General features: G+C 54.8%; 22 protein-coding genes. 11 read left to right on the top strand and 11 right to left on the bottom strand.

The window, feature by feature from the left end; genetic code table 11:
• Window positions 1–184: 184 nt before the first annotated feature.
• Window positions 185–3,403, top strand: coding sequence for an ATP-binding protein (locus tag ACXAF0_RS07390; RefSeq protein ID WP_475345244.1), 3,219 nt, complete (start codon window positions 185–187; stop codon window positions 3,401–3,403).
• 291 nt (window positions 3,404–3,694) lie between these two features.
• Here the strand turns inward: ACXAF0_RS07390 and ACXAF0_RS07385 are convergent, their stop codons facing one another.
• The gene (locus ACXAF0_RS07385; protein WP_475345243.1) at window positions 3,695–4,504 is read right to left on the bottom strand and encodes an inositol monophosphatase family protein; all 810 of its coding nucleotides are present in this window, start codon (window positions 4,502–4,504) and stop codon (window positions 3,695–3,697) included.
• Window positions 4,505–4,730: 226 nt separating this feature from the next.
• Here ACXAF0_RS07385 and ACXAF0_RS07380 point away from each other — a divergent pair, with 226 nt between their 5' ends.
• Window positions 4,731–5,606 (top strand): branched-chain amino acid aminotransferase, encoded by an 876-nt coding sequence (locus ACXAF0_RS07380; protein ID WP_475345242.1) that lies wholly within the window; start codon window positions 4,731–4,733, stop codon window positions 5,604–5,606.
• Window positions 5,607–5,683: 77 nt separating this feature from the next.
• On the opposite strand, the gene ACXAF0_RS07375 is transcribed toward ACXAF0_RS07380, so the two are convergent.
• From ACXAF0_RS07375 to ACXAF0_RS07365, 3 genes are all read right to left on the bottom strand, one after another.
• A complete protein-coding gene (locus tag ACXAF0_RS07375) occupies window positions 5,684–6,280 on the bottom strand; it encodes a DUF4136 domain-containing protein (RefSeq protein WP_475345241.1) in 597 nt (198 codons plus the stop codon).
• A gap of 150 nt (window positions 6,281–6,430) precedes the next feature.
• Window positions 6,431–7,162: an HD domain-containing protein gene (locus ACXAF0_RS07370; protein ID WP_475345240.1), complete on the bottom strand. Its 732-nt coding sequence runs from the start codon at window positions 7,160–7,162 to the stop codon at window positions 6,431–6,433.
• 53 nt (window positions 7,163–7,215) lie between these two features.
• Window positions 7,216–7,806: a TetR/AcrR family transcriptional regulator gene (locus ACXAF0_RS07365; RefSeq protein WP_475345239.1), complete on the bottom strand. Its 591-nt coding sequence runs from the start codon at window positions 7,804–7,806 to the stop codon at window positions 7,216–7,218.
• A gap of 186 nt (window positions 7,807–7,992) precedes the next feature.
• Here ACXAF0_RS07365 and ACXAF0_RS07360 point away from each other — a divergent pair, with 186 nt between their 5' ends.
• Window positions 7,993–9,048 (top strand): hypothetical protein, encoded by a 1,056-nt coding sequence (locus ACXAF0_RS07360; protein ID WP_475345238.1) that lies wholly within the window; start codon window positions 7,993–7,995, stop codon window positions 9,046–9,048.
• 67 nt (window positions 9,049–9,115) lie between these two features.
• Here the strand turns inward: ACXAF0_RS07360 and ACXAF0_RS07355 are convergent, their stop codons facing one another.
• Window positions 9,116–10,051 (bottom strand): proline dehydrogenase family protein, encoded by a 936-nt coding sequence (locus tag ACXAF0_RS07355; protein ID WP_475345237.1) that lies wholly within the window; start codon window positions 10,049–10,051, stop codon window positions 9,116–9,118.
• Window positions 10,052–10,188: 137 nt separating this feature from the next.
• Complete coding sequence (locus tag ACXAF0_RS07350; RefSeq protein WP_475345236.1) at window positions 10,189–11,781, bottom strand: lysine--tRNA ligase; 1,593 nt, start codon at window positions 11,779–11,781, stop codon at window positions 10,189–10,191.
• A gap of 428 nt (window positions 11,782–12,209) precedes the next feature.
• Here ACXAF0_RS07350 and ACXAF0_RS07345 point away from each other — a divergent pair, with 428 nt between their 5' ends.
• The 5 genes from ACXAF0_RS07345 (at window position 12,210) to ACXAF0_RS07325 (ending at window position 18,957) form a co-directional block, all read left to right on the top strand.
• Complete coding sequence (locus tag ACXAF0_RS07345; protein WP_475345235.1) at window positions 12,210–13,268, top strand: sensor histidine kinase; 1,059 nt, start codon at window positions 12,210–12,212, stop codon at window positions 13,266–13,268.
• Between the two features lie 5 nt (window positions 13,269–13,273).
• A complete protein-coding gene (locus tag ACXAF0_RS07340; protein ID WP_475345234.1) occupies window positions 13,274–15,712 on the top strand; it encodes a two-component system response regulator in 2,439 nt (812 codons plus the stop codon).
• A gap of 135 nt (window positions 15,713–15,847) precedes the next feature.
• Entirely contained in the window at window positions 15,848–16,255 is a 408-nt protein-coding gene (locus ACXAF0_RS07335) for an MAPEG family protein (RefSeq protein WP_475345233.1), read from the top strand.
• Window positions 16,255–16,686 (top strand): DUF1801 domain-containing protein, encoded by a 432-nt coding sequence (locus ACXAF0_RS07330; RefSeq protein WP_475346231.1) that lies wholly within the window; start codon window positions 16,255–16,257, stop codon window positions 16,684–16,686. The genes ACXAF0_RS07335 and ACXAF0_RS07330 overlap by 1 nt, the downstream gene beginning before the upstream one ends.
• Window positions 16,687–16,860: 174 nt before the next feature.
• Window positions 16,861–18,957, top strand: coding sequence for a methyl-accepting chemotaxis protein (locus ACXAF0_RS07325; RefSeq protein WP_475345232.1), 2,097 nt, complete (start codon window positions 16,861–16,863; stop codon window positions 18,955–18,957).
• Between the two features lie 125 nt (window positions 18,958–19,082).
• Here the strand turns inward: ACXAF0_RS07325 and ACXAF0_RS07320 are convergent, their stop codons facing one another.
• Both ACXAF0_RS07320 and ACXAF0_RS07315 read right to left on the bottom strand, forming a co-directional pair.
• Window positions 19,083–19,535 (bottom strand): MarR family winged helix-turn-helix transcriptional regulator, encoded by a 453-nt coding sequence (locus ACXAF0_RS07320; protein ID WP_475345231.1) that lies wholly within the window; start codon window positions 19,533–19,535, stop codon window positions 19,083–19,085.
• Window positions 19,522–19,707, bottom strand: a complete 186-nt coding sequence (locus ACXAF0_RS07315) for a hypothetical protein (RefSeq protein WP_475345230.1) — start codon at window positions 19,705–19,707, stop codon at window positions 19,522–19,524. The genes ACXAF0_RS07320 and ACXAF0_RS07315 overlap by 14 nt, the downstream gene beginning before the upstream one ends.
• 477 nt (window positions 19,708–20,184) lie before the next feature.
• Here ACXAF0_RS07315 and ACXAF0_RS07310 point away from each other — a divergent pair, with 477 nt between their 5' ends.
• A complete protein-coding gene (locus ACXAF0_RS07310; RefSeq protein WP_475345229.1) occupies window positions 20,185–20,610 on the top strand; it encodes an organic hydroperoxide resistance protein in 426 nt (141 codons plus the stop codon).
• Between the two features lie 75 nt (window positions 20,611–20,685).
• On the opposite strand, the gene ACXAF0_RS07305 is transcribed toward ACXAF0_RS07310, so the two are convergent.
• Both ACXAF0_RS07305 and ACXAF0_RS07300 read right to left on the bottom strand, forming a co-directional pair.
• The gene (locus tag ACXAF0_RS07305) at window positions 20,686–21,111 is read right to left on the bottom strand and encodes a hypothetical protein (protein ID WP_475345228.1); all 426 of its coding nucleotides are present in this window, start codon (window positions 21,109–21,111) and stop codon (window positions 20,686–20,688) included.
• Between the two features lie 41 nt (window positions 21,112–21,152).
• Window positions 21,153–22,778 carry a phospholipase D-like domain-containing protein gene (locus tag ACXAF0_RS07300; RefSeq protein WP_475345227.1) on the bottom strand — a complete coding sequence of 542 codons (1,626 nt, stop codon included), beginning with the start codon at window positions 22,776–22,778 and terminating at the stop codon, window positions 21,153–21,155.
• 110 nt (window positions 22,779–22,888) lie between these two features.
• On the opposite strand from ACXAF0_RS07300, the gene ACXAF0_RS07295 reads away from it, so the two are divergent.
• Both ACXAF0_RS07295 and ACXAF0_RS07290 read left to right on the top strand, forming a co-directional pair.
• Complete coding sequence (locus tag ACXAF0_RS07295) at window positions 22,889–23,344, top strand: YqaA family protein (RefSeq protein ID WP_475345226.1); 456 nt, start codon at window positions 22,889–22,891, stop codon at window positions 23,342–23,344.
• A gap of 111 nt (window positions 23,345–23,455) precedes the next feature.
• The gene (locus ACXAF0_RS07290) at window positions 23,456–24,058 is read left to right on the top strand and encodes a LysE family translocator (protein ID WP_475345225.1); all 603 of its coding nucleotides are present in this window, start codon (window positions 23,456–23,458) and stop codon (window positions 24,056–24,058) included.
• Window positions 24,059–24,429: 371 nt separating this feature from the next.
• Here ACXAF0_RS07290 and ACXAF0_RS07285 read toward each other — a convergent pair whose 3' ends face one another.
• The gene (locus ACXAF0_RS07285) at window positions 24,430–25,284 is read right to left on the bottom strand and encodes an AraC family transcriptional regulator (RefSeq protein WP_475345224.1); all 855 of its coding nucleotides are present in this window, start codon (window positions 25,282–25,284) and stop codon (window positions 24,430–24,432) included.
• Window positions 25,285–25,343 lie beyond the last annotated feature (59 nt).

The following is a 25,343-nucleotide window of genomic DNA, read 5'->3' as shown; positions in this document are numbered from 1 at the left end:
GCGGTTATCGGCATCGGGTCTTGGCTCAAAACACTTCCTGCTGTGAACAACGACACCAAAAAACACGAAAACTCGCACCAAACTGAAAACATATCGAAACCTTGGCGCAATATTCCTATACGGAATTAGTAACTATTATATAAGACAGTTATACGACAACGTGACGACGGTTCGGGAGACCTGCTTGCAGCTAGAACGTTATCATATACGCCGTTTCCTGGTGATTTTAGCAGCCTATTTCATAACCGGGTTTGTCGGGCTTCAGCTCCAATATCACGGCACCAGCCAATCGATGGTCTGGCTCCCCCCGGGGATCGGGCTTGGGCTGCTGATACTTTGGGGATGGCAGTATTTTCCGGCTTTGTTTCTGGGCTCGATCCTGACGACAATTTCGGCGGGCATTCCTGTATTGGCTGCGCTTCTGATCGGTGTCACATCGGCTTTTTCGATCACCATTTCCACAATCATTTTGCGCCGTTCTTTCCGCTATGATCTGCTTTCAAGTTCCCGGGGATTGCTCTGTTTTCTGGTGATCGGCGTTGTGTCCTTGCCCGGCTTCTCTGCGTTTTTGGGCACAACAATGGCCGCGATCAACGGCCTGCCCGAAGCAACTGATTTCACCGAGCTTTGGCTAAGCTGGGCCCTATCGGGCATGGTCGGCGTTCTGGTTACAGTCCCGCTGATCCTTCAAGCGTGCAAACATGATTGGAAGAGCAGGGCCGTCGGCTATTATCTTGAACTTGCCTTTATTGCCATCTCCGCCATCACCGTCAGCTTCACGATCAATTCATCGGCCATTACCTCGCGCCCGGAATACCTGTTTATCTTTGCGTCTTTGCCATTTCTGATCTGGTCGGCTGCGCGTTTTGGCATGCTGGGCGCGACACTGGTCAATGCCCTGATCACAGTCACCATCGTTGTCTTTTCCGCGACCGGAAGCGGAAGTTTCATACAGCTCAATAGCACTGCCGGTGTCCGCGACATTCACAGCTATGTGTTTGTTGTGTCGCTGATTACGCTTTTTCTGGGCTTCGGGGCCGAAAAATTCGGCCGTATTGCTAAACACGCCGAAGACGGGCGCGTTTCGCGCGATACGCATCGTCTAAGACACGCCCTTGCTGTTTTTATCGCCGTTGTCGGGTTCGGTGTATCGGGCGTTGCGTCCTGGTATACCTATAACCAGCTCCAAGACTCCGACCGCCTCGCGACCGAACAATACCGACTGTCGTTCGAGGCGTCCCTGCGCGAAGAACTGGGCCGTGCAACCGACGCATTGGTTGCCGTGCGGACATTGTTTGACGTTCACGGCAGTGTGTCGTCCAGCACCTTTGATGCGATGCTTGCCCCTTGGGTCAATCGCAGGCCCGGTGTTGCCGCCCTGGAATGGGCGCCCTTTGTTGAAAAACGTGCGCGCCCCCTGATTGAGGAAACAGCAGAACTGCGCGGCGTCAGCAATTTCGCGATCCGCGAAATGGCCGATGGCAGCCTCCAACGCGCAGCACAGCGCGACAGTTACTTCCCGATTTTTTATATCTTTCCGCGCTCGGGAAATGAAAAGCGGGTCGGCTTTGACCTTGCTAGCGAACCATCGCGCAAACGCGCCCTGGAAACCGCCCTTAAGACCAACAGTGTCACCCTGACCGAACCGCTTAATTCCATTCAATCAAACGCATCGCTTGTCTCCTCGTTGGCGTTTCTCGCCGTTGAAAACCGGCGTGATCCCGGGGGACCGCCGCTTGGCATCGCGATTGGCGTTTTGCGCATTACCGACATGATCATGCGTGCGGCCCGGGTTGCGCGTATTCCCCTTGATTACGAACTGCATCTGGCGGACGCCAAAACACCGGGCAAGACGGGGCTTTTATATTCCACCCGCGACGCACAATACGCGGTTGATCATATCGCCGAAGAACTTGCGATCCCGTTCAATCCGAATATTTCCAACTTCACCTTCGGGTATCGCGACTGGACGATTGTCTTGCATCAGCGCGTGGAAGGCTTCAATTCCCTGGTGTACTGGCAACCATGGGCGATTTTCGTCTTTGGCAGCACGATCAGTGTCCTGCTTCTGATCTATCTGCTTTCGCTCAACCGCACCGAGAAGCACATTGTCGATCTGGTGGCGACGCGCACAAGCGAACTTGAAGATGCTCGAACGGCTGCCGAAAGCGCAATGAACCAGGCCCAGCAGGCTGACCGCGCCAAATCTGAATTCATCGCCCATATGAGCCACGAATTCCGCTCCCCGATGACATCCATTCTGGGCTATGCGCAACTTGCCGCCGACAGTCTGGACAAGAACGCCTCGACCGAGACATTGCGCAATTACCTGTCGACCATTCGCGGGGCCGGGCGCCATGTTCTGTCGCTGATAGGTGATATTCTTGATATCTCCAAGATCGAGGCTGGCAAACTCGTCCTCGAAGAAGCCCCGGTTGATTTGCACCAACTGTGCGAAGAAGTGGTCTCGATGATGGTCGTCCCGGCGCGCGCGCAGGAAAACACACTTGAACTGACGATCGACCCGGCTTTGCCCCACCATGTCATTGGCGATCCGGTACGCCTTAAACAGGTGCTGACCAACCTTGTCTCGAACGCCATCAAGTTCACCAAATACGGCAAGGTACAGGTGTCGGCAGTCCCGCTTGAACTTGGCGAAGACACGGTTTCGTTCCGCATTTCCGTACAGGATGAAGGGATCGGCATTCCGCGCAACAAGCTTGAATCGATCTTTGAGGCCTTTACCCAAGTCGACACCACCACCACGCGCCGGTATGGCGGCACCGGTCTTGGCCTGACGATCTGTCAGCGCATGGTTCAGGCCATGGGCGGCACGATCAAGGTCGAAAGTCAGGAAGGCAGCGGCAGTCTGTTCTGGTTCGACCTGACCCTGCCGCGCAGCAGCGAAGCCGCATTGGCCGAACATGACGGTCAGGCACAGGCCGCCGATAGCGCCCCCGCAGAAACAACCAAACCCTCCGATCCGGGCAGCTGGAACCTGCTTCTGGTCGAGGATATCGAAATCAACCGCATCCTTGCCCAGAAACTGCTTGAAGCGCAGGGCCACACCATCACCACCGCCGCAGATGGCCAGATTGCGCTCGATATCCTCGCCGGTACCGATTTCGATGCAGTTCTGATGGATTTGCACATGCCGGTTCTCGATGGTATCGAAGCCACCCGGCATATCCGCAATTTCGAAGATCCGATCAAGGCAACCATTCCGGTCCTGGCCCTGACCGCCGATATTTCAAACGACAATCTTGAAACATTCCACGAAACCGGCTTTGACGCCTATTGCACCAAGCCGCTTGATATCGACATGATCAGCTCGGAACTGGCGCGTCTGACCCATCGCAAGCTGGAAAACCGCAAGGCCGAGAACGATACGCCAGAAACCTAGGGTCAGGACCTATTAATTTGATTTGAATGGCAGACGTTATATTTGCGAAATCCAAGGAAAAGCCCGCCGGTCGGGTCGGCATCCCGGACAAGGGATTTGACGCTGGAGTTTGCAAATATAACGTCTGTCCTCCGGATTAATCGGATTTGCACGGGCTACTTTGTCGTAAAACTTTGAAAGATAAATATCTTCCTGCAGTTTTACTCCGCGTATCCGCACAAATCTGTTTAACCAATCAAACCAAATTAATAGGTCCTGCCCCTAAGACCCGGCCCCAAGCACCGCCGTAACTTAGTGGGAAACGCCCGTCATCTTGCGCAGCTCTTCTGCCACATTCGGGCCCGCGGTCAGGATCGGCGCGCCGTCTTCCAGCGCATTGGGCACAGCAAGATAATCATTTGCCCACCCACCGGATTCCTGCATCAGAAGGATACCGGCCAGGCAATCCCACGGATTGATGTGCGGCTCGTAATAGCCGATCAACCGCCCGGCGGCCGCATAGGCCATCGAAAGCGCGCCCGACCCGTTGCGCATAAAGATGCCCTCGCTGTCCAGAAGTGCTGTGATAAAGGGCGTGATCGCGTCACTTCTGGTGCGATGTGACATGCCAAGCCCCATCACGCCATCGCCAACGGTTTTGGCATCGCTGGCCTTGATCGGCTCACCATTGACAAACGCGCCCTCGCCGCGCTTTGCGGTGAACAATTCCTTGCCGCATGGCTGATAAATCAGCGCGAGTTCGATCTTGCCTTTGACGACAAGGGCAATGGAAATGCACCAGCTTGGCATCTGATTGACAAAGCAGGCCGTGCCATCAATCGGGTCAATCACCCACAGGCACTCATTATCGCCTTTTTCAATGCCCATTTCCTCGCCGAGGAAACCGTCCTCGGGGAAGCTATCCCCGATCTGGTCACGAATGATCGCCTCGACGTTTTTGTCGGCGATGCTGACCATATCGAGCGGGTTGTCCTTGGCCTCGACCTCAAGATCGCCAGCCGTGCCATCGAAATATTCCATTGCCCGCTTTCCGGCATGGCGGATCACATCACGGGCATGTTCAAACCGTGCGTCGAGATCAAGTTTGATGTCATCACCCATCGTGTGTTCCTTTCAATGTGACGGTCAGCATCCCGCCATGGTGGCAGAAAACGTCTCGAAATCAATCTTCTACAGAAAAACCTATCGCATAACTGCTTGCAAGCTTTCATGACATTTCAAAGGCATCACCAAGAGAGATGTTTTCTTTGACCATCCTTGGGCAAAAACCCTATGCTATGCGCCGTTTTAAAAGCCGCCCCACAGGCATAAAATCAGGAGCATAAAAATGGGTCACGCCGCCACTGATAGCACCGTCACCACCTGGACCTGGCATCAGGGTCAATGGCACGAAGGCAATCCCAACATTATGGGCCCGCAAACCCATGGTGTCTGGATGGCCTCGACCGTCTTTGACGGTGCGCGCCGCATGAATGGCAAAATGCCGGATCTGTATCCGCACTGTGCCCGTGTGATCCGCTCGGCCGAACTGATGGGCATGAAACCGGCCATTACGGTTGATGAAATCGTCGCCCTGGTCAAGGAAGGTGTTCAGAAATTCGACCCGGAACTGGCCCTGTATATCAAGCCGATCGTCTTTGGCGGCGAAGGCTTCATCGCTCCGACGCCCGAAAGCGCGCAGTTTGTTCTGTGCATTTCCGTGACTGAAATGCCCGAAGCCGTTCAGACCGGCTTTAGCGCGCGCAAATCAACCTTCCGCCGCCCGTCGCCGGAAAGCGCCCCGACCGAGGCAAAGGCATCCTGCCTCTATCCCAATGTCGGTCGTGCCGTGACAGAGGCAACCGCATCGGGCTTTGATACCGGCGTGATGCTCGACCCGATTGGCAATGTGGCCGAGTTCTCCTATGCCAACCTGTTCTTTGCCAAGGACGGCACGGTCTATACCCCGGCGATCAATGGCACGTTCTTAAACGGCCTGACCCGTCAGCGCGTGATCAAACTGCTGCGCGAAGACGGCGTCGATGTCGTGGAAAAGACCTGCAAATACGAAGAACTCGAAGCGGCTGACGAAATCTTTGGCACCGGCAACTATTACAAGGTCGCCCCGTGCGTCAAACTTGATGACCGCAACCTGCAGCCCGGCCCGATCACACGCCGCGCCCAGGACCTTTATATGCGCTTTGTTGACGCCAGCGCAGACTGATCGCGCGGATCATCAAACATCACCGCACATGAAAACGGGCCGGAATTCCGGCCCGTTTTTTTATGCTCTGAGTGCCCTTATTCAGGCAATGGCACCATCACGTTGCTGCCGGCACGATAGGGATATTTGGCAAAGATCGATGCCACTGCATTCCGGACCGTTTCATTTGGCGCTTCGCGCACCGCACTGGTCACACGGGCAACAGCCGTGCCTTCCCAGACCATCTGACGAGTGCGCCGGTCGACCAGATCGATATTCAGCGTCCCCTCGGTATAGGTATCGACATAGCCCGGCTCGACATAACCCGGCCAGCCAACATACATCCCGCTGCGATACCCGTAATAGCCACCCATATAAACCGGCGGGGACGAGCGGGTCTTTTCCTGGGTCTTGAGATGGAAGTTGATCAGAATATCCGGGTTATGGATATCAAGCTGATAGCCGCGTGACACCATCGCCAGATTGATCGCATCTTCGATCCGCTGGCCAGACAGGGTTTTGTATTCGGCCTCGGCATCCTTGCCGGCACTTTCAACAAAGGCGAATGTGCGGAACTGCGCGAAATCGGCCGCCGGATCGGCATCGGTATAGACGCGCGGCCCACTGGCACAGGCCGACAATGCCAGTGCCATCGCCCCGACCAGTGCAAATTTTACTGTTCTCAGTCCGATCATTGCCCGTGTCCTTTATCGTTTGGCGCAGTCCTTTGGGCTGCGGCTTTGATAATAGTATGACGTTTCATGGCATTGATTTCATCATCAGAAAATGAACTGATCATGGCAAGACAACCAAAAGCTGCAAAAACGGTGGGATCAGGTTTGTGATCAGGCACGTTCCAGCGGGTTGCTTGCCAACGCCTTGGCAAACCCGACCCCGACCAATCCGGCAATATGGCATTGCGGTTTACGATTGGCCTGATCGGCCACCAGTTTCCCGAAATAGCGGACAAAGCCGGTACGGGGATAATCACGCAGGATTTGCGCACGAACATCGCGGTGAATATTCATCACCTGCATGCCAACCACATCGACCCCGGCACCAAGATGCAAAAGCAACCCTTCCGGGTCGCGCGGGCCGGTGTGGCAGACGGCCGAATGCAGGGCCATGGCTTCGTGGATGATATCAGCCTTTTCGGGATCATAGCCCTGTTCACCCAGCCAATGATGGGCGCATCCGGCGGCCTCGACCTCAAACGAACCGGGCCCGTCACAGGCAGGGGATGCCAGTGAAATGTCATGCAGGATGCTTGCGATATAAAGCATTTCCCGATCGAACCGCACATCGTGATAATCGGCCAGCGCCACACCAAAGGCAAAGCTGCGCAGCCCGTGATACTGCACAAATTCCGGCTGAAGCGAGGCCGCCCAGGCCGTCACCTTTTGCGCCATGGCGCTATCGGGCACGCCCAGATGATCGAGCACAGCCCGATCGGGGCGACCCACGCCGATCGATTGTCGCAGGGCATAGAACTTGTCGCGAATGCCAAGCCGGGCAAAATTGAAAATCAAAGCAGCCTTGGGATCACGCCCAAGGGTTTTGGTCAGCGCGCGGGGCATGGTGGCACTTTCATGATGTAGGGAAACAGGTGGCCGATGCGGGAAGGGGCGGCTTAGTTCCCGCTGATCAACCCATCTGCCGTCTGGCGCAGGTCATTGATCTCGTCATCAAGGATGGCGCGGTCATTCATCGAATGGGCCAGCACAATTGCCCCTTGCCAGCGCAGCACAATCCGGCGGCCTTCCATCTTGGCCCGGTCCAAATCCAGCCCGCCGTCGCGAAGCTGATCTGCCACCCAGTCGATCAGGGCATCAAACACCCCCTGGCCGATTTTGCGCGCCGGTTCAAAATCCGCATCGCCAGGCATATCAAGCATCAAACGCGCAAGCGGGCAGCCATGGCTGACACGGCGCGGCGTCATGGCATCAAGATAATCAAAGAATACCGATAACCGATCCGCGACTGCCCCCTTGGACTTGATGCTGTCCAAAAGCGGGATGAACTCGCCCTGCATGGTTTCAAGGGCGGCCTGCGCCAGATCATGCTTTTTGGGAAAACGGTAAAACACCCCACCGGCAGGCAGCCCGGCCTCGTTCGCAACCGATTGAATGGTGGCGGCATGGTAACCATCGCGCCAGATCACATTCATTGCCGCACGGGCAAGCTTTTGCCGCTTTTCTTCGGGTTTGAGCTTTTCGGCCATGGCCATCACCATCAATTAAGTAAGTTAACTCACTTAATACTCATTGCAGCATCCTGTCAATCGCCTTTTCACGGTCTTATTTCCCGATTATGCCTATCGCGGCGTTTGAAAGCCCGTCATTTGGCGTGTATCACTAAGCAGATCGGACACGCGCCACAACGGCACAAGACCAAAAACGGAGCCACCGTGAAAAACAATCAATTCACCCTTGCCGATATCCGAAATGCGGTATCGGCCGGCGTGCTGAGCGAAGAGGCCTTTGCACGACTGGAAGGCTACTTGACCGAGCAAAGCCAGGGCTCACCCGAAACAGAAAAATTCACCCTGTTTCGTGGCATGAATGACATCTTCATTGCGCTGGGCATCGCGGCACTCACCATCGGCTGGTTTGTGCTGTGGGGGCTGCTTGCCAACGGTCCGGCCTTCTGGATCGCCCCGCCGCTTGCCATGATCGCCTATGTTGCAATGGCGGAATATATCGCAGGCAAGCTCAAGGCATCCCTACCCTCGATCGCCATCATGGCCGCCCTTGGTGCGACATTGATGATCTATGCGATTGCGATTTACATGTCCTTTGCCGGACCGGCGGGGCAGTTATCGGATCTTGATACGGTCATTGATTTCGGCCAGCGCTCGATGAATGTACTGGTCTTTGTTGCGGTGATCGGCTTTGCCTTCCAGCTGGGCTTTTTCCTGCGCTATCGCCTGCCAGTGTCCTTCGCGCTGATTGCTGCGGGCATCGTCGGTGTCTTTTGGACAGCGCTTTTGGCGACCTTCGGCCCGGCGGCAGAGCCCTATATCCCCTATCTGATCACCGCCACGGGTATCTTGTTGCTCGCCCTTGCGATCTTTATCGACAGCCGCGATCCCAACCGGGTCAATGGCTGGGCGGAATGTGCGTTCTGGCTCTATGTCTTTGGCGCGCCGCTGACCATTCATTCGATCGCCGCGACCTTTGAGGCCGCCCCGCTTGCCATGATCCCGGTGATCATCATTGCCATGTTGCTGTCCCTCATCCTGGATCGCAGATCCCCGATCATCAGCGGCCTGATCTATGTTGGCTATCTGCTGCAATCCGGGTTCGAGGGGGCGGCGATTGATCCGTCCATGACCATCGTTCTGGTCTGCTTCATTGTCGGCGGATTGGTAATGGCGTTTGGTGTTGGCTGGCAACGCGCACGCCACGTGCTTCTGGCCCCGTTTGAAAACCATCCGCTGCGGCGTTACCTGCCGCCAAGCTGATCTGATACAACAAGGCCAGCACAAATTGCTGGCCTTTTTCGTTCATCCTAGCGATTCAATCCCGACTTCAGCAAAAGCGACAGGTTGCGCGGGTTTCCCCCACCCTGCGCCAGGCATAGGCCCACCAATCCTTGCCAAACGGCGCATACAGCCGCAGACGATACCCCTGCGCAACCAGTTCGCGTTGCAACGGCTGATTGACGCCATAAAGCATCTCGAACTCGAACCGATCACGCGCCCAGCCGTTTTGATCGGCAAGCTTGGCGATCTTAAGCACCAGTTCACGATGATGACTGCCAAACACCGGGAAAAACCCGCTTTGCTTTGCCGTGTCCGATAACATCATCCCGGCAAGCATGAGGTAATTGGCATCAATTTCAGGCCGCTCTGTGAAGGCGACACTTGCCGGCGGGGCCATCGCCCCCTTGACCAGTCGCACCATCGCACCGCGTTCGATCATGTCCGTCATGTCGGCCTTTGTCCGATGCAGGCGGGCTTGCAGGGTTTGGGCAACCGGAACACCGGCGTCGCTTAACCGATGATGCAGCGCCAGCGTATCATCGACCATGTCGAAATCTTCCATATCGATCATCAGCCGGACGGTTTGCGATGAGGCGGCCTTTGTGGCGATATCGCGGATCTGACCGGCGATCTCATCAACATGTTTGGCCAGCACCGCTGCATCCTGCATATAGCCCAGCTGGGATGGATCAATCGAAACATGCACATCAAGCCCCGCCTGATGCAGGCTTGGCATCACTGCACACAACTGATCGACGGTTTCACGCACCTGCGCGATATCCGTGACATACTCGCCAAGATAAAAACTGGAAATCCCGATCCCGTTTTCTGACAGCACCTTGGCCCGTGCAACATGCCCCGCACCATCATTGGCACTGACGAACTGTGCCGCCAGTCCTGTCTTGCGACCCACCGCCTCGCCCACCGCGCGCAGCGGTTTGGAACACGCGACCGCAATCATTGATTTCTGCCAAAAGCCCATCTCATTCAATTCCCTGCTGGTGACGCAAAGCCCCGCCATAACCGATCTGGTTGGCGAATTATTGAATGATATGACCCAAAACGCAAAACGGCCCGCCAATTGGCGAGCCGTTTGCTAACTTTTATCTGATCACGTGCCTACACCGAAAGGTCTTCACCCGCCAGCGCACGATCGATCAGCACAACGCTTTCATCAAGACCGTAGAGTGCTATGAAGGAGCCCATGCGCGGCCCCTGTTCCTGACCCAGCAGCACTTCATACAGCGCCTTGAACCAGTCGCGCAGGTTTTCGTAATTGTGGTTTTTGCCCACAGTGAAAACTTCGGTCTGGATGTCGGCCGGCTCGGTGCCCGGGGCAACTTTCGACAGCGCATCGCGCAGGTCTTTAAGCGCGGCCTGCTCTGCCTCGGTCGGGGCACGGTATTTCTTCGTCGGTTTGACGAAGTCGCGGTAATAGTTGATGGCATAGCCGACCAGCTTATCAAGATACGGCGCTGTTTCCGGCGTTGCACCCGTGGCATAGCGCGAAATGAACTTCCACAGCAGGTCACGATCATCGGTGTTACACACCGAAACCAGGTTCAGCAAAATCCCGAACGACAACGGAATGTCACGATCCGGTGCGGTCCCGGCATGAATGTGCCAAGCCGGGTTCTGCAGGATTTTGGTCGGATCGGTTTCGGTTTTAAGCTTTTCGGCAAAGGTCAGATATTCATCCACGGTTTTCGGGATGACATCGAAATACAGACGCTTTGCGGTTTTCGGCTTCTGGAACATGAACAGCGACAGGCTGTCTTCCGGCGCATATTTCAGCCAGTCTTCCATCGAAAGACCATTGCCCTTGGATTTGGAAATCTTCTGGGCGTTCTCATCAAGGAACAGCTCGTAGTTGAAGCCTTCCGGCGGGGTGCCGCCAAGTGCCTTGACGATCTTGTTGCCAAGTTCGACCGACGGAATAAGGTCCTTGCCGGCCATTTCATAATCAACGCCCAGCGCATACCAGCGCATCGCCCAGTCCGGCTTCCACTGCAGTTTGCAAGCGCCACCCGTGACGAGCGTTTCAACAAGATCACCGGTTTCCGGATGTTCATAAACGATGCTGCCGCTTTCCGGCTTAAGCTCGGTCACCTTGGCCATCAGAACCTTGTTGGTGCCCGGCTCAACCGGCATGAACGGGCTATAGGTCGCGCGGCGTTCTTCACCAAGGGTCGGCAGCATGATTTTCTGGATCGCGTCATAGCGCTCGAGCAATCGCAAGAGTGCAGCGTCAAACATGCCCGACTTGTAGCAATCGGTCGATGATTTGAATTCATACTCAAACCCGAAACCGTCCAGGAATTCGCGCAGCTTGGCATTGTTGTGATGCGCAAAGCTTTCATGCGTGCCAAACGGATCGGGAACGCTGGTCAGCGCCTTGCCAAGATGTTCGGCGACCATGTCCTTGTTCGGAATGTTGTCCGGGACCTTGCGCAGGCCATCCATGTCATCGGAGAAGCAGAACAGCTTGGTCGGGATATCGCACATGGTTTCAAACGCACGACGGACATAGGTCGTACGCGCCACTTCGCCAAAGGTACCAATGTGTGGCAGACCCGACGGACCATAACCGGTTTCAAAAAGGACATAGCCCTTTTCAGGCGCCTTCTGTTTATACCGCTTGACCAGCTTGCTGGCTTCCTGAAAGGCCCAGACGTTGCTGTTAAGTGCGGCATCTCGAAGATCGGCTGTCATTTTTGAAACCTTGTTTGTCAGTTGTATCGTTTAATTCTCGGGAAATATGCGTTGGGCCAGAACCCTCACACGCGATCACTCTCATCGCATGTTTGCGCGAAGCTATACCCCACTTCGGGCCAAGATCAAGCACCTGTTGCGCATGGCAGCCAAATAATCGCGGAATTGGTGGGGAAATCACCGGACTTTATTGCGGGCTTCTTGCTTGAAACACCCGGTAGACGGCTACACCTAAGTGTAGTTGAATTCCACCATTTGTATTCAAATATCCCTCCAAGGGACCCCACGCTTAAATCGCATAAATATTTCCTACGAAATACATATGGTTGAACAACAGTGCGGAATTATTATAAGTTAATACCTGTGATCAATTTCTAAGCGAAGGCAAACCCGACCGACGAACCAAGCACGAAGACTGGAGTGTGTTGATGTCGTTTGGAAAGACTGGTGAACACATCACCGCCAACGCCTTTCCGACGGGAAGTCCGGATCAACGGTTTGAACGCGTTGTTGAATACGCGCCAAATGCCATGATCCTGATCGGCACTGACGGGACCATGGAAATGGTCAATGCCCAGACCGAAATCATTTTCGGCTATGCGCGCAGTGAATTGCTCGGCCAACCGATCGAGATGCTTGTTCCCGAGCGCTTTCGCGCCGGTCACCCCACGTTACGGGGCTCCTATACAAATCATCCGAACCCGCGCCCGATGGGGGCCGGTCGGGATCTTTATGCCCTGCGCAAGGATGGCAGCGAATTCCCCGTCGAGATCGGCCTCAATCCGATTTCGGATGGGGAAAACCAGCAAATCCTTGCGGCGATCTCCGACATTTCCGAACGCAAGCACCGCGAAGAGCAAATCGCCCGCTCGCTGCGTGAAAAGGAAACCCTGCTGTCCGAGGTTCACCACCGGGTAAAAAACAATCTGCAGATCATCCACAGTCTTCTCGATATGCAGACATCCTCGGTGATTGACATTCAGGCCCGCGAAGCCCTGATTGACAGTTGCAACCGCGTGCGCTCGATGGCGCAAATTCACCAGTCGCTCTATCAAAGCGAAGACATCGCCAAGGTCGATTTCGCCAATTTCTGCGAAGGGCTGATTTCATCCCTGCTGGCAACCTTCAACACCGACATTACCCGGGTTCGGGTCGAAAGCGACCTCGCCCAGGTTGAACTGGCCATTGATCAGGCGGTCCCGTGCGGCCTGATTGCCAATGAACTGATCACCAACGCGCTCAAGCATGGCTTCCCGGACGGCAGCTCCGGGCAAATCGACGTATCGACCCGTATCAGCGACGGCGATGTTGTCACATTACGCGTGTCCGACAATGGGCGCGGCATGCCCGGTGGCTTTGACCCGGGACAAAGCGATGGCCTTGGCCTGCAGTTGATCGAACTTCTGGCCGCTCAGATTGGCGGCACACTTGATGTTGTTACCGAAGGTGAAACCACCTTTGTCATTACATTCACATTAGGGAAGTGATCGGGATGGAACATCCGGTCCATGTCATGATTGTCGAGGATGAGCGGATCATCGCTCTGCATCTGCGCAAGCAGCTTGAAAAGCTCGGCTATAGGCGCACAAGCGCCCATACACGCGGCGCAGACGCGCTTGAGGCCATCGAACGTGACCCGCCGGACATCATCCTGATGGATATCCGCATTGATGGCGATATTGATGGTATTGAAACCGCGGCCGGCATCCCGCCCAACCTGATGATCCCGGTGATTTATGTTTCGGCCCACTCCGAAGATGCGACACTGGCCCGCGCACAGAAAACCCGCCCCTATGGTTTTTTGATCAAGCCGTTCTCTGATCGTGAATTGCACGCCACCATCCAGATGGCACTTGAACGCCGCGCGGCGGAACTTGCTCTTTCGGAAAGTCAGCATCGCCTGTCGCTTGCCATGAACGCAGCCCAGATGAGCTGCTGGGAAATTGATGTCGGCACCCGGCAGATGCACAGCACCGGTCTTGGCAATTTCGAGCTTAATCAGAATACCGAAACCGTCACGGAAAGCTGGGATGCGTTTCTGGAACGCGTCGCAACCGAAGACCGCGACATGGTGCGCAACGCCTTTGCCTATGCGGTTGCCCACGGTGAATTTTACGACGTTGTCTTTCGCAGGCTTGATTGTGACGGGAACTATCGTTGGTTTCGGGCACGCGGCAAGTCATTTGGTGACGAACGCAAGGGATCGCAACGCATCATCGGTATGATGCAGGACATCACCGATCAGCGCATGACCAAGGACAAACTGCGCGAAGCTATGGCGGTGTTTGAAACCACCCAGGATGGCATTCTGATCCTTGATCCCGACCTGAATGTCACCAATGCCAATGCCGCCTATTACCGCATTACCGGCGACAGCGAAGAAAACACTCTGGAAAAGCCGCCCTATTTCTTCTCGCCGGGCGAACATCCCGCCGAGTTCTTTCAGGAACTGTTTGCCGGCATCGGCGCGCGCCGCCACTGGCACCGCGATCTGGATACGTGCAATACCAAGGGCAATCCGATCTCGCTTGCCTTGCAGGTTATCGCGGTTGAAAACGAAGACAACGAACTGACCCACTTTGTCATGATCGTCTCGGACCGCACCGCCATCCGCCAGGCCGAACAGGAATTGCACTATCTGGCCCAGTATGACGGGCTGACCAGCCTGCCCAACCGTCTGCTTGCGACGGACCGACTAAACCGTGCGATCGAACGCTGTGAACCCAGCGGCACCATGGTTGCCTGTCTGTTTCTGGATATTGATAACTTCAAAACGATCAATGACACGCTGGGCCATGCGGCGGGCGATCAGGTCATTCTGATTGCCGCCACCCGGATCAAGGACATTACCGAACGCACCGATACGATTTCAAGGCTGGGCGGCGATGAATTCCTGATCATTCGCGAAAACATTCCCAATGAAACGGCCGCCACCAATCTGGCGCAAAAGATCATTCAGGAACTGCAACGCCCGTTCTATATCAGCGGTCATGAAATGAACATTTCAGCCAGTGTGGGCATTTCATTATATCCGCTGCATGGCCATTCATCGCACGATCTGATCCGCCTTGCCGATACGGCAATGTATGCCGCCAAGGATCGCGGTCGGCGGACCTCTGCGCTGTATGAGCCGGAAATGACAGCCAATGCCGCCCATTACATGACCCGCTCGCTTGAATTGCGGCGCGGGCTTGAAAACGATGAGCTGGTTTTGCATTACCAGCCGCAAGTTGACGGGGCGAGTGGCGATATGGTCGGAGTCGAGGCGCTTTTGCGCTGGCACCATCCGACACAGGGGCTTGTCGGCCCGCATGAAATCATTCCGATTGCCGAGAAAAGCGGCCTTATTCTTGAAATCGGCAGCTGGGTCATCCGCGAAGCCTGCAAACAGGCCCGTCAGTGGCAGGATGAGTTTGGCGAGAAAATCCGCATGTCGGTCAATGTCTCGGTGCGCCAGATGCAACAGCCAGGCTTTGTCGATACCGTTGCCCATGAACTTGCGATGGCAGGCCTTCCGGCCGATGACCTGGAAATCGAAGTCACCGAAAGCATGATCCAGGACGAAGTCAGCATGATCCAGACCCTGCATGACCTGCGTGCGGTTGGGGTGTCGCTCGCGATTGATGATTTCGGCACGGGCTATTCTTGCCTGCGATCGATCAAAAGTCTTCCGATCAGCCGCCTCAAGATCGACCGCGCCTTTGTCAAAGACCTGCCCGATAACGGCGATGATGTCGCCCTGATCACCGCGATGCTGGCAATGGCTGATGCGCTGGGCCTGCAGGTCACGGCCGAAGGGGTCGAAACCAAAAAGCAGTATGAATTCCTGCGCGAAGTGCCCGGCATCGAATTGCAGGGATTCTTGCTAGGTAAACCAATCCCGGCCAACGAGGTCTTTGCGCCTGCAATTGGTAAATCGAATTTCTCCTGATCTGACAACTCTGACGCAACAGCACTGTTTGGACAATCTTCATTTGTTGCAGCCTGATCTATTCGGTGGTTGTATTGGCCCCGTCATATCCGTGCGTGATGTGTGCATGTTACCAACCTTTTCAGGATGATGCCGATGCTGCCACTTCCTGTAACAATCTGCATAACTGCCGTCTTCGTTCTGATGCTGACCGTGCTCAGCCTCATGGTTTCCGTCCGGCGCTTTCAGCTCAATACCCTCAGTGGCGATGGCGATGACAGCACCCTGCGTCGGCGTATTCGGGCGCATGGCAATTTTGTCGAGAATGCCCCGCTTTGTGTTCTTCTGATCCTCGCCATCGAGGCGATCTTGGCAACGTCTGACATCATCTGGATTGTTGCGGCCATTCTGATCGCAAGCCGGCTTTTGCATGCGATTGGCACGCTCACACGTTCCAAACGGATCATCGCACCGGCCATGGTCATGCAGCACATCACGCTGGCAATTTGTGGTGTCTGGCTGCTGATCCAGTCCTTTGGCAACCTGAGTTCTGCCGGTATGTGATGGTATCAGGGGATTTCGCCAGCTCTGAGGTTGCAGCAAAATTCAATGCCTGCCCGGCTGCGGCCCGGCGGGCCTTGATGTCGATCCGCGACTGGATCTTTGAACTGGCTGGCGAAATCGACGGGGTCGGTCCGGTGATAGAAAGCCTTAAATGGGGGGAACCGGCCTGGCGCCCGAAATCGGGATCGGGCATTACCATCCGCGCCGACTGGAAACCCAAAACACCCGATCAGGTGATGATTTTCTTTGATTGCAAAACCGACCTGATTGATCGCACGCGCAGTCTGCTTTCCGACGATCTTGCCACCGAAGGCAACCGTGCGATCCTCCTGCCGCTTGACCGCCCCCTGCCCGAACCGGCGCTCAAAACCGCCCTTGGCTGGGCGCTTACCTACCATCTGGACCGCAGGAAACGCGCCAGAGCAGTATAGAATTCCTCCAGAATTTAAAAAGCTTCCTGAATCATCAACATGCAAAACCGCAGAGACACTCGCGTTCTGCGGGATTCTAACACATCTCCATGTACGAAAGATTGACCCCCTCCCTATTTGGGGATATGTGACTATACCAACGGGTTATATACGTTTGGTTATTAACTTAATCTCATGCAGGCAAATCCGTACCGGGGATCAAGACCAATGACATCTTTTTTCAGTAACTTACGAATTTCGCACAGACTATACAGCCTTGTTGGCGTGTTGGTTGTTTTTATCGGCATTCTGGGTGCGGTAGGTGTGTACACCATGTCTGTTATCGGACATGAACTCGAAGAAGTCGCTCATCGTGACCTGCCGTTGAACGGTATTCTGGAAAAAATCACCCAGCATCAGCTTGAACAAGCTATCCTGATGGAAAAGGCATTGCGAATTTCCAGTATTACCGCCCGTGACAAAAGCGAAACCTTTGAGTCAGTTCGAGCGCATTTCATGGAAGTCGCGCACCTGACCGACGAAGAAATCGCAATGGCACGTAAGATGGTTGACGAGTTCCTGGCTGCCGATCTTAGCAGCGCAGCGCGCACGGAATTTGAAAAGGTTCAGGTCGCGCTTGAGAGAATCGAACAGGAACATCTCGATTACGAACATCATATTGAGGACATCTTCAATCAGGTTGCAGCCGGAAACTACGATGCCGCCGTTTTGGAAGAAGCTGTCATCAAGGTCGAGAAAGAACAAGACGTCCTTGATCATGAGGTTGAGGCCCTTCTTTCTCAAGTATCTACCTTTACCCGCGCCTCGATGGAAATTGCCCTGCAAGATGAAATTCGCGGCCAGACGATGATTGCCATTATCTCAAGCGTCGCGACGCTTCTTGGTGTTCTGTTGTCGGTTCTGCTTGGACGCAGCATTTCGCATCCGATGAAAAACCTGACCTCTGCACTGGGGTCCCTGGCAGATGGCAAGCTTGATACCCCGATCCCCAATAGCAAGTTTCGTGACGAGGTCGCCGATATCAGCGATGCGATGAAAGTGTTCCAGGCCAATATGATCCGCGCCCGCGAACTCGAAGAAAAACAGAAGAAACTCGATGCATTGCAAGTTCTTCGCCAGGAAGAACGCAACAATCTGGTAAGTGTATTTGGATCATCAATCGGTGCTGTTTTCGGCCGTATCCTTGACAGTTCCGAAAGCATGGTAGACCGCGCAAGCGGCGTGCGTGACAATTCCGGTCAAACCTACGATCTGGCGTTGTCTGTAGCATCCGAAGCAGAGCAATCTTCTGGAAGTGCAAGCTCGCTTGGCTCTGCGGTAGAGGAGATGGTGGCATCGATCAGTGAAATCTCGAACCATGTTTCGAACTTTACCGACGTTTCGCGCGATGCTGTCCGTCATTCTGAAGTGTCGCGCGAAGAGATGAAAAACCTTCAGGAAGTTGCAAGCGAAATCGGTGAAGTGGTCAGCCTGATCACATCAATCGCCCAACAGACCAGCATGCTGTCGCTCAATGCGACCATCGAAGCTGCGCGGGCTGGTGAATCCGGCAAAGGCTTTGCCGTCGTCGCCGGCGAGGTTAAATCCCTTGCCAAGCAAACATCAAATGCAACCGATGAAATCGCACAACGCATCAATCGCATCCAGGAAGTCGCAGATCGTTCTGCACGTGCCATCGGCGATGTTGCGGCGGTGATCGACAGCATTGACGAATATGTCACTGGCATTGCTGGTGCCATTGAACAACAAAATGCCGCAACCCAAGAGATTTCACGCAACGTGACCTTTGTCTCTGAAAGCTCAACACGGGTTGCCGGTAATATGAGTAACATCCGTGGCCAGGTCGAAGATGTGAGTGGCAATGCATCCGAAGTCCACGCAGTAGCACAAACCACTGCCGAAGAAGCATCCCTGCTCAGCCGTGAGGTCGATATCTTCCTTGCTGCGGTTCAGAATTCGGACATCCACGACGATACCTACAGCTGCTATGATATCGATGTTAACGGCAAGATTACCTTTAACGGGCAAGCGATGAATATCAAACTGTCCGAAATTTCTTGCGCCCATGTCCGGATTTCACCGTCGCCAGACCTGTCTCCGGGCGAAGTTGTCGAACTGATGATTGATGGCATCACCCGCCCGATCAATGCTCGCGTCGCCCGCCATGAAAATGGTCACAGCGTCCTGCAATTCCCGCTTGATGGTGAACATCTTGCTGTGATGCGCGGATATATTGACAAACTTATCGGACAAAACAAACGTGCTGCATAGTTATCCGACGGCAGTAACGGCAAAACGGGGCAACATTCGGTTGCCCCGTTTTGGTTTGTGGAAAATGACGGCATGGTCTTTAGAGCAGTTTCAATCTAAACTGAAACTGCTCTAGGTGTGAGCTTTCAACAGCGTGGTGTTTTCATCTGGTCACGCAACACGCGCAAGTCACTGTTCAGCCGTTTGGCCGTTTCAATATCAAGGCCGGTGGCTTCAAGAATGCAGGCCGGGACGTCTTCTGCCTGTTCGCGAAGGGCCTTTCCGGCTTCGGTCAAGGTGATACGCACCGACCGCTCATCCTTCGGATCACGTGTACGGGTCAGCAGACCATTGAGCTCAAGGCGTTTCAGCAACGGTGTCAGGGTACTTGATTCAAGATACATCTTCGCACCGATGCTGCGCACCGACTGATTGTCTTCCTGCCACAGGGCAACCATGACCAGATATTGCGGATAGGTCAGGCCAAGCCGATCAAGCAGCGGTTTGTAAACCCGGTTAAAGGCGTGCCCCGCAGAATAGATCGAAAAGCACAAAAACTTTTCCAAATCGAGAAGATCGTCTTTGTCAGCCTTGGTCATCCATCACATCCTCTGAGCACAATCGGGCACGGCCCGGATCAAGTTGCTGACCTGCACCACCGATACTGCCTGCCAGCCCACGGCCGCGCAAGCCACCGCAAAATACAAATGAAAAATCAAAGCCAATTAATTTAAGTCGTTCGCGATAAATTAACAAGCGATTTATTTGCATGACGGCATTGTCTTATTTTATATCGCGCACGATTTATTATTGTGCGATATTAATATCAGCACGCAGGCCCTGCTGCCCTTTAGTCAGAAAGGTCACAAAACTTTCACCCTCTTTCGGGCAAGTGCTCTTGCAGCTGTCCGGCCCCGGCGACATATGAAGGATCAGGACCCAACAATATGACTGGAATGGCAGTCATCCGTTTTACGAAGTACTAGGAAGAGTCCGAAGGTCGGGCTGGGGCCCGTCCGAGGGCTTTGACGCAGGAATTCGCAAAACGGACGACTGTCCATCGGATTGACCGGATTAGCACGGCCTACTTTGTCGCAAAACATTGAAAGATTACCATCTTTCTGCAGTTTCGCTCCGCGTATCCGCACAAATCCGGTCAACCATTACAATCATATTGTTGGGTCCTGATCCTCCGTTCACAGCCGGGTTCTTTCCACCTGAACCAACGTTCAAACAAAGGATGAAACCATGTCTGTTGATGTAAAATATACCGCTAGCGCTTCTGCCACCGGCGGTCGTGATGGCCGGGCGAAAACCGAAGACGGATCGCTTGATGTCAAGCTGACGACGCCCAAGGAACTTGGCGGCGCTGGCGGCGAGGGCAACAACCCCGAACAGCTGTTTGCCATGGGCTATTCGGCCTGCTTTATCGGTGCGATGAAATTCGTCTCATCCCAGGGCGGCCCGAAGGTTTCCGATGATGTTTCGGTCACGGCCGAAGTCGGGATTGGCCCGCGCGACGCTGGCGGTTTTGGCCTTGCCGTGACACTGAATGTGTCGCTTCCGGGCCTTGATAAGGCCGAGGCGGAAAAACTCGTCGAGGAAGCCCACAAGATTTGCCCGTACTCCAATGCAACGCGCGGCAATGTCGATGTTTCGTCCGTAATCGCGTGAAGCATGGTCAGCTCCCCCCAAACTGCTGACCGGCAATTTCAGGCCCGGTGTTACCCCGCACCGGGCCTTTTTCTTTTATTTTGGTGCACTGGCAAGCGCAGATGCGACCTGCAACTGTCCTTGATAAAGCACGTTTCCAAGTGCTTGCTCAAAATTGTTGTCATGTTCTTGCTCGCGCTTGACGCTATCGGCTTTCTGACCTTGTGACACAGTGCCGGTGTTCTTGACCGCATCACTATCAGTCTGCACGAGTTTTGCGACAATAGCGTCCACACCGTTAAACGCGCTTTCAAGAACAGTAACCGCATTGCTTGCCGTGGCAAGCTGCTCCTTCGTCGGGGGAGATGAAAACACCACCGCTGCATCAAGCTTCTTCGCGGCCTCTTCAAAGGTGCCATAAGCAGCCTGCATCTGTTTGACTTCCTTCTCGGGACGTCCGGTAACCGTTTGGTATTGCTTCCACGCCTGCTGTGACAGGGTCTGATAAACATTGCTACTCATGATATCCTCTTTTCAACTTTGCACCTGCGACCCGGCACGGCCTACATGTAGGCCGAAACCATCGTTCCGTTGGTCGCAAGGCTGCGCCATGCCTGAACCGACGTCGGGTTGATAAAATCATCCATCTGCAGCGGTACGGCACGCGCGAGCCCATTCGTTCCCAGATTGGCAGGGTTAGCCGCAGCATCGCCGGTCCACGCCGCACCGACACCTGCCGTGGCAGCGGCCGCTGCCGTTGGCATCTGCCAGTGATTGAAAAGCTGCGCACGAACCGCTTGTGGAAACACATTTGTCGGATCATCGACTTCAAGCGTTATTTCACCGTCATATTGCATGCTGCGATATGTCCAGTTGCTGGTGCCAACCAGAACGTACCGGTCATCAAACAGGGCCAACTTGGAATGGAGATAGGTCCAGTGATCTGATACCCGCGCATGATTATTCTGCGGCGCATACATTACGGACCCAGTGGGTGTCAGATTCCAGATATCGCGAAACCAGACGCGTCTCTGCGCGCCTGTGGCATCGGTATATTGCAATCGGAATCCGTTGACCGGATTGAAAACCGCTGTTTGGCCGGGCTGGAAACCAAGTTTCTGGACGACCGGTCCGATGACACCCGCTGTTGGATAGGTAATCGGGGCACTCCGCAACCACGCAGACCATGTATCGACGGCATCAAAGCTCACGAAATCGGCAAGGCCGAGCTCAACAAACGTGTAAAACATCATATAGGAAAAGATCTCGAAACCTTCCTGAGTCCGGTTGCGCGGATGATTGACCATCGGAATAACCGGAATTTGGCCGGCGCCCGGCGCCCGGCGGGCAGCCAAGGCACTGACCAGCTGCGGATCGGTTAGCGCATAGTTTTCCAGATAGGCGAACTGCCCCGCCCCGGCGATCCGGGCCAACATATGTGTACGAATATCGGTCTCAGGCGGGTTGGCTTCGATGTTGGTGGTAAACATGGACATGGTCATGCCCCCCATCACTGGGGCAGCCGGGATGATGACACCATTGGGGGCCGGTGCCGGGTTTTGTTTATTCCAACGCCGCAGCCACTCGGCCTCAATATCGTCGACGATCGCGCCTGTGACACGAAGCGCCGTGTCATGCCAGTGATTGACCGGGTCATGTTGATCAGATGAAAGATATTTCTGTGCCAGATTCATCCCGCCAACAAATGCTTCTTTGAGAGGCCCTGTACAGGCGATGACGATTTTCTGATGCGTACTCATCCCGATATGTCGACGCCCGCCATAACTCTCCATGTACATCTGGATCGGGCGATATCCGACAACCGCGCCATTGCGCTGATTAGCGTTCTGAACCCATCGGTTCATCGCCCAGTTTGACGACATTTCCGGATTAAAAGTATTCACCGCTGTCGTGCCGTACCAAGCAATCAACTGCACCGGGATGCCAAGCGTGGCAATGTCTTCAAGCATGTCGCACAAATAGCGCCCTTGCATGGCGACACCGGCAAGGGATGTGCATGCTGGCAAGAATGTATCGGGCGAAAACTGCCAAAAGGCCATCCGGACAAACTGGTTCCCGCCACCACCCGTTAGACGGATGGATTCCAGTGTCTGGTGAAGCCGCTCAAAATAGGCATCTCCATCCAACAGGAAATCAGCACCATTAGTGCCCGCTCGCGTGACCTGCATGTCTCATCCTTCATCTGAATTTCATTCTGATTGTTTGAATGACGCACCAAAGCCAGCGACGTGAAATACTTGTGCTGGACGCCCCCGTCATTCCGGTCTATCGAAACCCCATGACCACAGCATTCACGCTTCTTATCGGGCTGTTCTTCTCGGCCCTGACATCGGCGACCATCTTGCCCGGCACGTCCGAGGCGGCGTTGGCGGCCCTGATTGCGTCTGGCGATCATGCGTTGTGGCTATTGGTTGTGGTGGCGACAGCGGGGAATGTTCTGGGTTCAGTGATCAACTGGTGGCTTGGCCTTTATGTTGAGCATTTCAAGGACAAGCGCTGGTTTCCCGTCTCGGCCACGGCGCTTTCGCGTGCCTCACACTGGTTTGGCAAATATGGCCTTTGGTCGCTGTTGCTGGCCTGGCTTCCGATCATCGGCGATCCATTGACCCTGTTTGCCGGGGTGATGCGGGTGCGCTTTCTGCCCTTCATCATTCTGGTCACGATTGGCAAGGCGGCGCGCTATGCCATGATTGCCGGGGGCGCATCGGCACTGGCCAAAGCATTCGGCCTTTAAGACCGCCAGAGCAATATCCTTCAATAATTCCCGGCGCGCATCTGTCATCCTCCTTGATAACAAACACGGCACCTTCCCAACGGGGTGTCGATCAATGAGGAAACGAAACGCATGCTCAGCGCCACACTCAGTCTTTATTTTTCGATGGCGGCCTTTGCCTTGGCCGCCTCCATCACGCCGGGGCCGGTCAATATTCTGGTGCTGAGTTCGGGCGTGCAATATGGCTTTCGCCCGTCCCTTCGCCTTGTGTTTGGCGCGACGGCGGGCTTTTGCCTGTTGTTGCTTCTGATCGGGCTGGGCCTGCATGAAATGCTTGAGGCCTTCCCGCAAATGACCACCGTCATTCAGTGGGCCGGGGTGGCGTTTTTGCTGTTCATGGCATGGAAGCTGGCAACGTCCAGCGGCGAGCTGGGCAAAGGCGATGCCGCATCCGGGCCCAAGGCGATCACCGGGGCCGTCATGCAATGGGTCAATCCCAAGGCTTGGCTGGCATCGATTGCCGGGATGGGGGCCTATGCCGCATCTGGTGCGCCCGCACTGATCTGGGAATTTACCGCAATCTATTTTGTGGTCTGCTTCGCCTCGGTCGCGTGCTGGGCCTATACCGGCGCGTTTTTATCACGCTTCCTTGGCGAACCGTCACGCATTCGCGCCTTCAACCGGGCAATGGCCTTGTTGCTGGCGGCCAGTGCGGCTTATCTCGTTTTGGAATAATTCCCCACATGCCATTCCCCGCACCCCGTTCCCATAGTGGGCTTGTGGAGACTCCGGGCGGGTCTAGGGTCAGGACCTATTAATTTGGTTTGAATGGTTAAACAGATTTGTGCGGATACGCGGAGTAAAACTGCAGGAAGATATTTATCTTTCAGAGTTTTACGACAAAGTAGCCTGTGCAAATCCGTTTAATCCGGAGGACAGACGTTATATTTGCAAACTCCAGCGTCAAATCCCTTGTCCGGGATACCGACCCGACCGGCGGGCTTTTCCTTGGATTTCGTAAATATAACGTCTGCCATTCAAATCAAATTAATAGGTCCTGACCCTAGGGTCTGAACCCATGGCAACCGCCTTCTTTTTTGCCGAAATCACGCGGCCTGCGCGCGGGCATATTGCCGTGGGGTGGTTGCCATCAGGCGTTTGAAAATACGCTGGAAATGCGCCTGATCGGCAAAGCCTGTTTCAAGGGCGACATCGACGATCTTTTCACCCTGCCGCAGCGCATGACGGGCGCGTTGCACCCGGCAATTGATCAGATAGGCATAAGGCGTCATGCCAAAGGCCTTTTTGAACGCACGCACCAGATGTGACCGCGAATAACCAACCAATCCGGCCAGCTCATCAAGCCCGATAGTCTCGGCATAATGGGCCCGAATATAGTCGCCAACACGCGCCATCTTGCGATCATGGAGCGCCCCACCAACGTTGGCCGCGCGATCCAGCACCCCGCGCCGATCAAGCTTCACATGCAGATCGCCAAAGAACGACACCATCGCCGCTTCCTTGCCAAGGATATCCACATCGGGATTGGCAAGCGTATCAGCCAGATCCAGCAACCCGCCATAAAGGTGCGGATCGTGGCTCAGTGTATCGGAAAACATCGCGAACTTCCCGGCCACATCGGCATCGAGTTCAATCTGAAGATCAAGCAGCCAGTCCGGGTCAACAAACAGCATGTCATAAACCCAGTCCGCGCTCTTGACCGGGTTGCAGCCATGCACGTCCTCGGGATTGAGGATCACAACCGACCCTTCCTGGGTTTCATGGGTCTTGCCCCGGTTCCAATAGGTGCTGAAGCCACTCTTCACCGTACCAATCGAAAAGGTATCGTGGCTGTGGCGCTCGTAACAAACCGAATGCCCGTCCGCCACGCGCCTGAGCTCGACAAACGGCATCGCGTCATCGCGCCAGAAATGCTGATTGCGGGTATTGGGGGCTGCCATTGCGGTCCGTCGCCTTGTCATCGGATGTTTGCCTTACAAATTCCAAGATAGGTCAATTT

It is taken from the genome of Thalassospira sp. ABD4_177, from assembly GCF_056160125.1.
This window is presented reverse-complemented; position numbering and strand designations above follow the sequence as displayed.

Coding starts and splice junctions, on each gene's coding strand:
- ACXAF0_RS07385 (WP_475345243.1), bottom strand. CDS start 4,504: ATGGGTGATGACATCAAACTTGATCTCGACGCACGGTTTGAACATGCC.
- ACXAF0_RS07380 (WP_475345242.1), top strand. CDS start 4,731: ATGGGTCACGCCGCCACTGATAGCACCGTCACCACCTGGACCTGGCAT.
- ACXAF0_RS07375 (WP_475345241.1), bottom strand. CDS start 6,280: ATGATCGGACTGAGAACAGTAAAATTTGCACTGGTCGGGGCGATGGCA.
- ACXAF0_RS07370 (WP_475345240.1), bottom strand. CDS start 7,162: ATGCCCCGCGCGCTGACCAAAACCCTTGGGCGTGATCCCAAGGCTGCT.
- ACXAF0_RS07365 (WP_475345239.1), bottom strand. CDS start 7,806: ATGGCCGAAAAGCTCAAACCCGAAGAAAAGCGGCAAAAGCTTGCCCGT.
- ACXAF0_RS07355 (WP_475345237.1), bottom strand. CDS start 10,051: ATGGGCTTTTGGCAGAAATCAATGATTGCGGTCGCGTGTTCCAAACCG.
- ACXAF0_RS07350 (WP_475345236.1), bottom strand. CDS start 11,781: ATGACAGCCGATCTTCGAGATGCCGCACTTAACAGCAACGTCTGGGCC.
- ACXAF0_RS07345 (WP_475345235.1), top strand. CDS start 12,210: ATGTCGTTTGGAAAGACTGGTGAACACATCACCGCCAACGCCTTTCCG.
- ACXAF0_RS07340 (WP_475345234.1), top strand. CDS start 13,274: ATGGAACATCCGGTCCATGTCATGATTGTCGAGGATGAGCGGATCATC.
- ACXAF0_RS07335 (WP_475345233.1), top strand. CDS start 15,848: ATGCTGCCACTTCCTGTAACAATCTGCATAACTGCCGTCTTCGTTCTG.
- ACXAF0_RS07330 (WP_475346231.1), top strand. CDS start 16,255: ATGGTATCAGGGGATTTCGCCAGCTCTGAGGTTGCAGCAAAATTCAAT.
- ACXAF0_RS07325 (WP_475345232.1), top strand. CDS start 16,861: ATGCAGGCAAATCCGTACCGGGGATCAAGACCAATGACATCTTTTTTC.
- ACXAF0_RS07320 (WP_475345231.1), bottom strand. CDS start 19,535: ATGACCAAGGCTGACAAAGACGATCTTCTCGATTTGGAAAAGTTTTTG.
- ACXAF0_RS07315 (WP_475345230.1), bottom strand. CDS start 19,707: ATGCAAATAAATCGCTTGTTAATTTATCGCGAACGACTTAAATTAATT.
- ACXAF0_RS07310 (WP_475345229.1), top strand. CDS start 20,185: ATGTCTGTTGATGTAAAATATACCGCTAGCGCTTCTGCCACCGGCGGT.
- ACXAF0_RS07305 (WP_475345228.1), bottom strand. CDS start 21,111: ATGAGTAGCAATGTTTATCAGACCCTGTCACAGCAGGCGTGGAAGCAA.
- ACXAF0_RS07300 (WP_475345227.1), bottom strand. CDS start 22,778: ATGCAGGTCACGCGAGCGGGCACTAATGGTGCTGATTTCCTGTTGGAT.
- ACXAF0_RS07295 (WP_475345226.1), top strand. CDS start 22,889: ATGACCACAGCATTCACGCTTCTTATCGGGCTGTTCTTCTCGGCCCTG.
- ACXAF0_RS07290 (WP_475345225.1), top strand. CDS start 23,456: ATGCTCAGCGCCACACTCAGTCTTTATTTTTCGATGGCGGCCTTTGCC.
- ACXAF0_RS07285 (WP_475345224.1), bottom strand. CDS start 25,284: ATGGCAGCCCCCAATACCCGCAATCAGCATTTCTGGCGCGATGACGCG.